The sequence below is a fragment of the Rhodohalobacter sp. 8-1 genome (genome assembly GCF_038150125.1).
Lineage (GTDB): Bacteria > Bacteroidota > Rhodothermia > Balneolales > Balneolaceae > SW132.
In genome coordinates this window covers 80,145-92,910 of sequence record NZ_JBBVMF010000004.1, presented here as the reverse complement: position 1 = coordinate 92,910, position 12,766 = coordinate 80,145, and the positions used below count along the sequence as shown (strand labels likewise).

8 protein-coding genes are annotated in these 12,766 nt (G+C 43.8%); 3 read left to right on the top strand and 5 right to left on the bottom strand.

Annotation, left to right across the window (positions count from 1 at the left end; genetic code table 11):
• Positions 1–108 precede the first annotated feature (108 nt).
• From AABW11_RS05085 to AABW11_RS05075, 3 genes are all read left to right on the top strand, one after another.
• Complete coding sequence (locus AABW11_RS05085; protein WP_340103705.1) at positions 109–780, top strand: CDP-alcohol phosphatidyltransferase family protein; 672 nt, start codon at positions 109–111, stop codon at positions 778–780.
• A 165-nt stretch (positions 781–945) separates the two neighbouring features.
• On the top strand, positions 946–2,424 hold the full coding sequence (locus AABW11_RS05080; RefSeq protein WP_340103704.1) for an SLC13 family permease: 1,479 nt from the start codon (positions 946–948) through the stop codon (positions 2,422–2,424).
• 6 nt (positions 2,425–2,430) lie between these two features.
• Positions 2,431–2,838: a hypothetical protein gene (locus tag AABW11_RS05075; protein WP_340103703.1), complete on the top strand. Its 408-nt coding sequence runs from the start codon at positions 2,431–2,433 to the stop codon at positions 2,836–2,838.
• Positions 2,839–3,205: 367 nt separating this feature from the next.
• Here the strand turns inward: AABW11_RS05075 and AABW11_RS05070 are convergent, their stop codons facing one another.
• From AABW11_RS05070 to AABW11_RS05050, 5 genes are all read right to left on the bottom strand, one after another.
• Positions 3,206–4,498 carry a ferredoxin reductase family protein gene (locus tag AABW11_RS05070; protein WP_340103702.1) on the bottom strand — a complete coding sequence of 431 codons (1,293 nt, stop codon included), beginning with the start codon at positions 4,496–4,498 and terminating at the stop codon, positions 3,206–3,208.
• 589 nt (positions 4,499–5,087) lie between these two features.
• Positions 5,088–6,272 carry a hypothetical protein gene (locus AABW11_RS05065; protein ID WP_340103701.1) on the bottom strand — a complete coding sequence of 395 codons (1,185 nt, stop codon included), beginning with the start codon at positions 6,270–6,272 and terminating at the stop codon, positions 5,088–5,090.
• A gap of 664 nt (positions 6,273–6,936) precedes the next feature.
• Positions 6,937–7,419, bottom strand: a complete 483-nt coding sequence (locus AABW11_RS05060) for a hypothetical protein (RefSeq protein ID WP_340103700.1) — start codon at positions 7,417–7,419, stop codon at positions 6,937–6,939.
• 195 nt (positions 7,420–7,614) lie between these two features.
• The gene (locus tag AABW11_RS05055) at positions 7,615–11,100 is read right to left on the bottom strand and encodes an ATP-binding protein (RefSeq protein WP_340103699.1); all 3,486 of its coding nucleotides are present in this window, start codon (positions 11,098–11,100) and stop codon (positions 7,615–7,617) included.
• A gap of 3 nt (positions 11,101–11,103) precedes the next feature.
• Positions 11,104–12,393 carry a metallophosphoesterase family protein gene (locus AABW11_RS05050; protein ID WP_340103698.1) on the bottom strand — a complete coding sequence of 430 codons (1,290 nt, stop codon included), beginning with the start codon at positions 12,391–12,393 and terminating at the stop codon, positions 11,104–11,106.
• Positions 12,394–12,766: the final 373 nt, after the last annotated feature.

The following is a 12,766-nucleotide window of genomic DNA, read 5'->3' as shown; positions in this document are numbered from 1 at the left end:
TTTAGTGCTAATGTATTCTTGACAACGAATGAAGGGGAAAACCTTACAATTGAAAAACTGTAAGCTTTGTTATTGCTTCAATTGAAATAATGTAAAACGTCTGAAATAATGTTAAAAAAAATACGTGCTTATTCAGTGCATCTCTTCACGGCCGCTGGTGCCGTTCTGGCCTTCTGGTCACTTATCCTTATTGCCCGGGGAGATCTCCAAAGTTCCCTGTTTGTAATAGCTGTTGCAGTCGCTATAGATTCACTTGACGGCACCTTGGCGCGGGCCGCTGATGTTCAAACGTATTCTCCAAATATCGACGGCGGTCAAATGGATAATATCGCCGACTACCTTAATTGGGTATTTATTCCTGTTTTTTGGGCCTACCAATTTCTTGATCTCCCGTTTTGGGCGGGAAGTTTGGTTCTGCTGGCAAGTCTTTTCGGCTTCAGCCATAAGCAGGCCAAAACAGAGGATCACTTTTTCAGGGGGTTCCCCTCCTACTGGAATGTTGTGATTCTCTATTTATATATTCTCGATGCCGGTGCTGTGGTATCGTCTGCTGTGGTGCTTATTCTTGCTGTGCTGGTTCTCCTTCCGGTAAAGTTCATTTATCCAAGCCGGACTCCGCGCTGGAAGAAAGCAACCATCATTCTCTCTGTTCCTTATGCTATTATGATATTCGTCATGCTGGTCTATCTAAGAGAAACACCTCTTTGGCTCATCCTTATTTCTTTTTACTACCCTGTGTATTATGTTGTTGCCTCCGTTTACCAATCAAAAAATAATTAACTGCTTGAACAATCTCCGCCCGGTTTAGCCAACTTGTCATACAGGTTAATGTGGAAAATTTATACGGGTACATCAGCTTCAAATCGTAATTTTGTCTGATCAATAGGGGATTCATCATTGGCGATGGTCTATTCATATGTGCATATTTTTTAACCAAATGATACTATGACAAATCGAACGATCGATTCATCTCGATTAGGACTATATCTTGGGCTCTTACTTTTTCTTGTTTTTCTATTCCTGCCGGCCCCGGAAGGACTTGACGAATCCGCCTGGCGAACTGCTGCCGTTGCGCTACTCATGGCCACATGGTGGATTTCGGAAGCCATACCCATCGCGGCCACCTCTTTGATACCCATCGTGGTGTTTCCTGTTCTGGGTATTTTGCCAATAGGAGAGGCAACTGCCCCTTATGCAAATCCTCTGATATTTTTATTCATGGGTGGTTTTATAATCGCCATCGCAATGCAAACGTGGGGACTGCATAAACGAATTGCCCTGAACATAATAAATTTCATCGGGTTTAAGCCCACGTCTATTATTATAGGTTTCATCATCGCATCCGCGTTCTTAAGCATGTGGGTGAGCAATACGGCAACCGCATTGATGATGCTGCCTATCGCTGTTTCTGTCCTTCATTTTGTCGGGGTCCAGAAAGAGAAGGACGCTCCTGCAGTTACAAATTTTGAAATAGTGCTGCTGCTCTCTATCGCTTACGCGTGTAACATCGGAGGAATAGGCACCCTCATTGGTACTCCGCCCAATGCCCTTCTGGCTGCATTTATGCTCGAAAATTACGGGCTTGAAATCAGCTTTGCCCGCTGGATGATGATCGGCGTTCCGCTCGTTATTTTACTTCTTCCTATAATGTATATCGTCTTAAGCCGCTTCATTTTTCCAATTAAAATGAAAGTACTGCCGGGCGGTAAGTCGATTATCCTTGATCAGCTAAAGGGTCTTGGGGCCATTTCAAAGCCTGAATTCCGTGTTGCTATAGTTTTTGCGGGAACTGCTCTTTTATGGATTTTTCGCCCCCTTATTTCTGAAATAGTCCCAGGGCTTTCGGATGCAGGAATAGCAATTGCAGCAGGACTCGTATTATTTTTGATTCCAAGCGGCAAAAAATCAGAGGGAAATTTACTGCAGTGGGATGATCTGCAGGATCTTCCGTGGGGCATACTCATTCTCTTTGGAGGCGGCCTGAGTTTAGCCTCCGCCATCAGTTCAACTGGCCTGGCTGCCTGGATCGGACAGGGAGTAAGCGGGCTGGATACCCTTCCCATAATCCTGCTTCTCTTCGTTGTAATTCTGATTATCGTGTTTCTCACAGAAATTACAAGCAATACAGCCACAGCAGCAGCATTTCTGCCTATACTGGCATCGTCGGCAATCGGTATCGGCCAGAATCCAATGTTGTTTGTTATACCTGCTGCCATTGCCGCAAGCTGTGCCTTCATGCTCCCTGTTGCCACGCCTCCTAACGCCATTATTTACGGAAGCGGAAAGGTTTCCATCCCCCAGATGGCTAAAGCCGGAATCTGGTTAAACATTATCGTTTCCGTTATACTGAGCATCGCCTGCTACACGCTATTTGCATATGCATTCGGAATAGAAATAGGAATTATACCTGACTGGGCAAACTAACCATTTATGAATTTTCTGCTTACAATAACTTTTGCTCTTCTGCTGCAAAGTCAGCTTCAGGTCTCAGATAAACAAACCCCGGTAGCTATCCAGAGAATTTCATCCTCAGTTACAATTGATGGCATTCCTGATGAGAATGCATGGAAGAATGTCAAACCCTTTCCACTGGTCATGTATCAACCTGTTTATGGGGGTGATATGTCGAACCCCACGATCATAAAGGTCGCTTACGATGATAAATACCTCTATGTGGCCGGCGAACTTTACGATTCGGAACCGGAAGGGATTGTTGCTACTAATCCCAACACACATATCAGCATAGCCAGTTTTGATCAAACCTCTGAACTATATCCGGCTGATGATAGAAGTGTTAAAATAAGCAGTATTACTCCAAGTAGTCCGTATATAAGCTGAAGTGGCGGTTCCGAATAATAACCAAGCATCCATATTTCAACACTAATCCAGATGATGAGTGCTGCACTGACTATCAAAGCACCTGTCCAGGCCCAATTCAATCTCTTCCAAAGTCCATAAAATACTATAATGGGAAAGATCCCCAGGATTGATAGTAAAATTATCCCAGGAACCAGAAAGTTTTCAAAGGGTGAGCCATCCAGCATTGAAATCGGCATATAAAGAAGTTCACCGGTCGGGTCAACCACAAGTGCAATCCCTCCAAACAAACCGCTGATTCCCTGAAAGAGAATCAATCCCATTAGTAAATATAGGCCAAAAGGTTTTTTATTTTTCAAGGTTGGTTAAGTTTTGCTGAATGTATTTATCAGGAAAAATCGAAATCCTCATAATGAATAGATTCTTTTGAAACTCCATGTTTTGCTAATTTTGGTAGTAAAGCTTTTCGCATCTCTTTAGGCCCGCAAATAAAAATTTCTTTTTCACTAACGTGCGGGATTTCCGCGGGGTTCAAAAAACCTTCCACATCAGCTCTGATCAGGTTTATTCTGAAACTTTCCATTTGCATTTCCAAATCTTTAAAAACAGGGAGATGGGTGGCTTCTTCCTCGGTATTTACGCAGTAGTACAAGTCCACATTTACATTAGAATCAGCCCTCCGTTTCAGATCATTGGCCCAGCTGATAAATGGTGCGATTCCCACGCCCCCACCAATCCACACCTGATTCCGGCTACCCTCGCGATAATCAAATCGGCCGTAAGGACCTTCCAGATAAGCTATTGCTCCGTGCTCCAATTCTCTGTAAAGCTGTTTTGTATAATCGCCCAGTGCCTTTACCATAATGGTTATTTCACCTTCCTTAGTCATATCGCACACTGTATAAGGGTGCGATTCACGGGAGATACCTGCAGCACGAAAACTGAAAAAACAGAACTGACCCGGTGTAAAATCAAACGCTTCTTCTATTGGTTTTAGCGTTATCTGAATAATCTCGTCGCTCAGGCGGTCAACTTTAACCACCCTGAAATGATATTTTTTTATAACGAAATCAAAAAGAACCGACTTATACACCCAGGCTGTTATGCCCGCAATTGAAAGAACTGAAAGATAGATCGTCAATGCCGTGTTTGCACTCAAAGAAAGATCCAGATAATAGATATGTACCACCCCCAGAATAAAGAAGATCCCCATGAATTTATGTGATATTTTCCATTTATCGTACGGCATGCGTATCACAAGGGTGAAAATCATCAGGAGGATAAGGCTCCACAATGCCCAGCTGCCAATGTTGATCTCAAACCGTCCGTGAACGGGAAACAGGTACCACAATAAACGCCCTGCATCCTCAGGGACCCAACTTATAGCCAACATTATGGGATGTATTAGCAACAGCATAAAGGCGGCTTTACCCATCTTGTGATGTTGATGATACATCTTATCGAGACCACCGAAATAGTCTTCCAGCCATTTTAATCGTGCCGACAATACAAAAGTGATAGCAAATAATGCAAATCCCGTCAATGCCGTAACCTGACTTACGTAAACAAGGAAAGGATTCAGATTATGCCGTATAGTTGACTCGGGAAAAGAGATCAGCCAAAGAGGAAGTACCAGAAACGCAGCAACCCAAAATAGCCATGGTCCTACTTTATTATTCATGATTCTTAGTATTTAAATTTGCACTAAAAATATAATCACAAAGTCTTTCTGAATCGGATTATGGACAACCATTCAGATTCAGTTTTTTTGGCTTTACATATTCATTAGAGGACTTTGCAAAACCTTCCAGTACTGTAGTTTTAAAAATCTTCATTAATTGTAAGTGAATTTTCAAGACTTATTCTTATAACCCGGATTATTCACCAAGCTCATTTTTTGCACGCGTAGCGAAATTATGCCGGAAGCGAGGGGGAGGGAAAAGCGATGGAAGAGTACATGACGTACCCTGAGTACGCTTTATTTCCCTACAACGACCCCCTCGGTAAAATGTCACTTTGTGATAATCGTTACGCTCTTTTAGACTTCGGAACGCCGCAAAACCTGTAGCTCAAATTTGGGCTACTAATCATTTTACATAAGTACCATATTTTTAGTTGTTGAAACCTGACTTCAGAGTAGTCAGGTTTCAACAACTATTCTTTCGCACCCTGCTATTACAAATATGAGTAACAGAACAATCAACGTAACCGGTATGTATTGAATGATTTTCATCCAACCTCGGATTTAACGTATCAGAAAAAATATCAGATTATGTCTCTGAAATAGATTCTCTCAGCAGATCTTCAAGAAAAACATCTTCATCAAAAATTTTATGCTTCCAGTCCGGATAAACTCGGTCCAGGATCATGGACTGAAGCATACCTCCATAGTAGAAACGGCTCTCACCACTACGGCCGGCAGCTCTTGGCACCTCACTTAATTGATTTTTGAAATATTTACCCCATCTGCTGTAGTTATTGAAATCTCCCAGCTCTTTAATTTCGGTGACAGGTTCATAACCCTGAGTTTCACCCGCAACCAGCCCAATTTTCAACTCTGTATATTTAGCCAACCCTTCCAGCCACTCCCTGTTTTTCTCATATTCTATCATCTCTTCAGTCAATTCTGCTTCCTTTCTCCTTTGATCTCTGACAGAGATATACTCTCTTATGCACTGATTAGCATCTGTGTCATTTTCAGCCTCAAATGCTTTCATTAATAATTCAGCTTCATGAATCCAGCCGGCACTGTTTTTATCCAAATACCAGGGGTAATCATTTGACAACCATGCTATTGATTCGGCTATTGAAAACTTCTCTATTGATTTGATACCCTGAAATCCATGAAATGCTTCGTGGATCAAACCGGAAGTATAGCTTTCCGCCTCACCCATAATAAGATTCCAAAATATCTTATATGGAAATACCTGGTTGATAACCGGTGGAAGCTCACTCTTAAATCCGGTATAAAACGAAACCTCCGCAAACTCTCTGGTCTGCATCGTACTTACCCAGGCAGACCCCACTTTTACTGTAAAATTTTCGGGATTGATTGACGGATCGTGTAAATATTGGCGATAGTAAGGCTCACCACGAAAGTCATCATTATCTACCACATTCCATTCATTTCCCCTGTGTTCGTTTGAAGGCATTTTAAGCCACCCCGTATTTGGATCTTTCATCCCGACCAAAAATGCATACTCCTCATTATATACGATAACAGGTATCTTTATCTCATCAAAAGAAGGCCAGATATCACCGATAATTTCTTCCTGAAGATTAAAATATTCAGCGATGTAGGCTTTTTGTGATGGCGTTAATTTTTCTGTTACTGTTGAAGAGCTACTAAGCGTTGTATTGTAAATTGCAGACACAGCCATCAGAACAATTAAAAGTATGGCTACCCATTTAAGCATCTTTGCGATGATTCGAAATCCTCTTTTCAATACGTTCATTTTTTCACTCTTTATTAAATACTTATCTAACTAAACAGAATTTCACTTTCACCTCCGCTCTCTCGTATTCGGGCCAGTCCCCAGTAGCTGTCAGGATATTAGCTCACAGTATAATTACCGGTCCCTACCTATATCTTTTAAGGCGATCTTTTTAGCGAGATGAAAGCTCCAACGGTATAAAAATCATCATATGTAGTCATGTCAATTTTTGGCTCCATTGTTTCAGGGTTTTATCCGTCTGCCATATTGATGATCATTCTTTTCATGATGATCTCCTTAGACATTTATGTTTAAATGCTTCTATATAAAATTGATAAATACTAGTGTAATCATCGTATGACAAAACCTGACATTCATGTAATCTTTTCTCAGACATCAACGTCACAGATTATGGAGCATTCGGTCAGAGGAGTTATAGAATGCTCTTAACTAATAGGAGATCTTTATTGCATCGATTTTTAATAGAGAAGAGCTGCTGATCAAAAACGTTTTTTATTTTGCGACATCAGGGTTCGTAAATTTTTTGAATAAAACAAGCAATGCTGATTTGTCGCGAACACTAAGTTTTTGAAATTTTATAAGACACAGGGTCGAAAGGAAAAGAGCCATGAAAGGAACTGAAACAGGCCGCAGTCATCACATTTTTCGCCCGCAAGCATAAATCTCAAAAAGACACTCTTAAACCTGCACCGGATCCGCTAAAATAAACATTTACGTCAGGATTGAATTCTGATGCAGGGCCTAATGAACGACCCTTATTATACAACTCAACTGCTTGTTGCGCTTTACTGGCCGAACTTTTGTAGATAGGAATTGATAACACGGCAATACCCGCACCGATACCCGCAACCGCCCAGTTCGGTTCTCCCCCGCCAACTGCAGTGCCAATGGGCCAGCCTATCATAAATCCGCCAACTCCAGCAACAATTTGACCGAACGTATTCGTCGACCGGGCGGATGCCATCAGGGCTTGAGCTTCACTATTTTCCTGCATAACGTTCTCCACGGTCCTCATCGGAATATGTATTCCGTCTCTTGAGAATTGGTGGCCGGTAAACCAGCTGGTCTCCATAGTGATTTCCTGAGCCTTACAGGCTAAGACCGAAATCAATATGATAACTACCGTAAAGCATGCTTTTTTAATCATACTCGTTTTTTAGGATGCGGTTGAAAGACAAGAACAAAATAATATGTACATACAATTAAAATTCAAAGCGTTCTTAACAGAAAATTCTATACGGGGTTGAAATAATCCATACTCTTCTTATTTCTGTGTTTGCCAAAACGGTTGTTACTACCGAATTTTTTAAAATACAGATCTCTACGTATTTAAACTGGTAGGTTACAGATCGGTCAGCCGTTCCAAAAATCGCTCCGCCTCTTCCGGTGATAATTCCAGATTTGATATAAACGCCTGCAGAGCAACGGTCAAACTGTTCTGCTCCAATGGTTCTCTCGTATCCAGATAGCCCTCTTCCAGAAGATAGTTTTCAAGTTCATCCATTTTATTAGTCCTGAAACCTGATACTTCACTATTCCTCAACGCAACGATGAGATCTGCCGGGTTCCCATGTAACTGCTTGAGCTTATCTGAAACAGCGTCGATAAAACTATCCGACACCGCCCCCGACTGCTCCAGTACGCTCCGGTTAATTGGCCGTGGCCGTCCCTGCCTGTAAAGCTGAAGGTAGCGCTCCAGCAGATCCGTTTTTTCTTCCATCTCTTTGATAGTTTGATCACTCAGTCCCTCTATCACACCACCCGCTTCAAGGTAGCTTTTCAGCGATCCCCAAAAGTCAATGCCAGCGGAAAGTGCTGCATGCAGTGTCCCCGGATCATCGATTAAATACCATAAATGAAGCTGCTCCGGATCGTCTGTCAGCAGATCAAATTTGGAAACATTCAGCACATCGGCGTACTGAGTATGGTTTAGCAACCCTGGCTCAGCTATATCTCTAATCAGCCGAATTGGCTCTCGACGGGTCAGAGGCCGGGCCTGTACATTCTCTTTCTCGGCCCTTTCACCTGACAAGTAGTACACTTTGTGATTGACGCCACCTTTCTCTTTCAAATAACTGTCCCACTTGGCTACCTCATCGCCCTGGGCGGTAAAGTAAAACACCTGTCGACCTTCCCGGCTGATTTCGGTCAGAGCTTCAATAATCGCCTCGGCCCGCACGTCGTCACTATTGGCCAGCAGTTCATCTGCCAGTATCGGCAGTTTGATGGAGGTCTCCTGTGTTTCTACAAAAGCCAGCCTGACCGCCATCAGCAGCTGAATGCGCGTACCACTTGATAGCTGATCAAGGTTCTTTCCAATATTTTCTACCGTGTCAAACGCGATAAACTCAGGTTCATCCTTTTCATCCATTCGAAGCTCATAGCGCCCTTTTGTGATGCGGTTGAACAGACGGCTCGCCTCTTTAAACACCTTTGGTCGATTTTGCTCTCGCATCTCCTCTTTGATCGTGTCTGCAAGGAGCCTTCCGGTGATCTTTTGAAGATTCTCTTCGTAGTGATCTCTCAGGTTTTCGACCGCCTGATCCCGTTCTGCCAGTGCATGTTCAAGCGAATTCCCGGATTTCACTGTTTTTACTTCCGCTACAATCTCAGCGATTCTATTTCGAAGCGGTTCAAGTTCTCTTGCCTCTTCAACCAGCTTTGTTTGAAGCGTTTCAGCTTCATCTATAGTCAACTCCGCCAGCCGGCTCTGCTCCTTATCGTACAGTGAGTGTTCCTCCAGTGTCTGCTTGAACGTATCAAACTCACCTTTTGCACGATCATACTTTTTCCTAACGGTTTTAAAATCATCCAGCTGTTCCATGAACTGACGAAGCCGGTTCTTTTCATCCGTGCTGAGCCCAAACTTTTTATAAACCGACGCCCTGGCCTCATTTTTCTTATCTATAAGATTCTGATGCTTCTCAATTGACGATTTTTGCCTGCCGATCTCCGTAGTTGCACGGTCACGGATTTCTTCCTGCCGTTTCAGCTTCTTCCAGACCGCTTGTGCTTCAGCTGAATCTTCTGGCGCTGCCTCACTATAAGGTTTGACCAACTCCGATACTCTGGACAGCTCTTCTTTGAGTTGCCTTTTTATCTCTTTGAGTTTCTGTTCCACAGCAAGCAGGTCGGAGTCAGCGTCCTGCCATGTTTGAACGGCTGTGATATACCAGGCAAGCTGACTGTAGCTTTCGGGATTGTCAAATGGAAGCTCCGGTAAGACAGATAGTCTCTCTTCAAGATCTCTCTTCTTGCTTTCAATATCTTTAATGGCGCTATTCTTTCTGTCCAGCCGCTCTTGCAACGATTTCAAACTGTACGATATTTTTTCATCCCGTTGTGCAGCACGCAGGTCTGATACCAGCCCGTCCAAACGGGCACTAACCTTATCAGGACTCCAGTTATCGGGGGCAGTCAATCCTGTATTCTGAAAATCCTGGATTCGTGTTTGTTCGGTCTGATCATCGGCCGTTTTACCAAGCTGTATCCACCCGTAAACAGCCAGGATCAGGATAATGGCAAGACCTACAGCACCAGCAACAGGCAGAAAATAGCCTGACACAGCAGAAATAATGGCTAAAACACCAATTGTGAGAATGATCCAGCCGGGGAACTCAGGCTTTTCCGTTGCTTCTTTAAGCCAAAAGCTTAACTGGCTGATCCCTTCACGAACTCTCTCCGGATCCGGATTATCATTACCTCTCTCCTCTTCCAGGTTTTTAACTTCCTGTTCCATCAGCCGTTTCTCACTTGCCAGCCGGTGAGCCTCTTCAAGAAATTTATCAAGGTCTGCAATATCTTCCAGATCAATCTTGCGAAGGCTGTCTGCATCAGCGCCGTTTCCGATCCTCTTCAGTGATTCAGATCGCTTTTTTTCAAGACCCTCTTTTTCGATTTCAAGTGAGTTGAGCTCACTCTCTGCCTTTTCCAGGCGATCAGCTCTCTTTTCCAGTTCGTCGATGACGTTCATGGGAACACCCGACTGCGGAATCGTCAGCCGGGCAATCTCCTGCTGTGACTCACCAATTATGTCTTCAGACTCCCTAATATTTCCTTCAGCACTCGAAATCTCTTTTTCAAGCTCTTTAACCCGTGTTAACTCCTCTCCATGAGCAAGATCAAGCTCTGACGGAAAAGTGTCCAGTTCGGTCTTAAGTACCAAATATTTCTTTTCAGCTCTTTTTGCATCAATTACAGCCCGGTAAAATGCCGCTTTCTTTTCAGACGCTTCTGCATCCTCTTTTTGGTTGTATAGATCAGACAGTTTTTGCTCTTCAGCTTTTACTGCTTTCTGTGCCTTCTGACTCTCCCGCACCGACTTCTCTGCACGCTCAAAATCTTTATATACGCCAATTCCCGTGGTGCTAACTTTAGAATCATAACCCAGATCCTGAGCAGCTTTCTCAGGATCATAGCCGCCAACCGACTCCCTGATAATCTGCTTTGCCAGGTCTTTTCCATCGGCCGTCATCAATGTATGAAGCGCCAGCATATAGCGATTCTGTTCCTCCGCAGCCGGAACACCGCTGATCTCGTCCGGCACCCCATTTCGCTGGCATATTTTTTGGCCGGAATCGACCCGAAGCGTCCATCTATCGCCATTCAGGGCAGCGTGCCCTCCGAGTTTAATTCGTGCGGTATCATTCTGCCAAATCAGTTTTTGAATGGCATGTGCCGTGGTGCTTTTTCCGGATGCATTCGGGCCGGCAATAATATTGATGCCTTCCGAAAAATCCTTAAAGGGTTTCATCCCGTCACTAAAACCGGGCATTCTACTGATGCTAAGATCCTTAATTTGAAGGGGCTTCTTAACTGAGTTGCTCATTGTTTACATCACCTCTTTTTGTGAAAGGAGTTCACTTAGCAGCTGCCTGCTTTCACGAAGGAGCAGCTCTTTGGAAGCTTCTTCGGTGTCTGATTCGTGATCACCAAACCTATTAAGCGGCTGGTATGTGGCTGATCTATTGGCGCGCCTATGCTCTTCTCTATGATTTGCAATTAGGCTCTCAAGCAGTTCGGATGAGCTACCTGATTCGAGATCTATGATAAGCTTTGCAAGCAAGCCCGGGGGCGTGGGCTGCTGAGCGAGTTCCTCAAGGTTTTCGACGGCCGGTTTAGCAAGGTTGGTCACTTTTCGGACGCTGACCAGAACCTCCGGCTCCATCCGCTGTTCGAGTTGATCCGCAAGATCTGTCCAGTTTTCCAGTTCAGTTAAATCAGGGTGATAACCGGTCAACTCAACATCAAATATTTGGTACGATACGTGCTCTAGGGCTTCAAACTGATTCTGAACAAAATCATCCATCCGCTCGGTCAGCCGTGTTCTGAACTGAGATTTATCCTCTATCCCACTTACATCCAGATGTAAAGTATCATATCGCACAGGTGAGAGAATAATACGCTTTGATGCCACGCTCCGACCGTCTAAAGTCAAAATCGAGGCCCCATGCGCGCCTGGCTCCTTTGAACTCAGCGCCTGTGGCGAACCGGGATAGAAAATCATCGGATTCCCGGCTTTAAGAAGATCCGGTTTATGGATGTGGCCAATCACCCAGGCCTGAATTCCTTTAGATGGGAAACCTGACATATCTAAGGGAGCATATTGACTTTTTTGATCGTACAAATCACCATGCAACAGGCCAAGCGCCGGCAAATTGGGATCCAAGTTCAATGCCCCTGGTTTAAGCTGAAGCAAAGGATCATCCATGACGTGCTGAGTTGGAAATGACCATCCAACTGCCTGAAAATCACCGTTTTTGGTATTAATCGTCTTAGCCTCCCAGTCCCCTTTTTCTCCCAGCAGATACACATGGTCATACTCACGGTTTTTGACAATATCCGGAAGCACATCGTAGTCGTGATTACCCGCAACCATCACGACCGGAATCCCGGCTTCGCCCAGTCTGCCAAAGGCTTGCTGCAGCTGGCCCACTGCTTCGTAGTAGCGGTTATCCCGATCAACAACGTCACCCGCCAGCAGCAGGGCATCTATCCCTTCACGAATCGCATAATCAACGAGGCGGTTCAACGTAAACGCAACAGAACTCTCCCGAAGGCCCTTTTCTAAATTTGATGACTGTCTCCCTAAATGAAGATCTGCCGTGGCAAGTATGTTCATATTTATATTTTCAAATTCGCCGAAATTCATGCAACGCCGGAAAGATAAATGTCGTGGGTGACAATATCTGTCATCCTTCAAAAAAATCAATCTGACGGATTTTGATCCGTCAGCTGATGGAGAGATCCTTTCAGAATCGCTGTGTGAAACGAAAAACTTTCACTTTAAATCTACTTAATCAGTTTGTCTTATCGATCAACTCAAACAAGAGTGCCTGAAAGCGGAACACTCTGGCAGGTTGAAATTCATGAAATCAAAGATAAATCTGAAGCACATTAATAGACATTTGGAACAACCCAAATTTTAAATATTTTATCATTTAAACATATACTACGTTGCTAAACACTACCTACGACTGATCAGAATACACCCG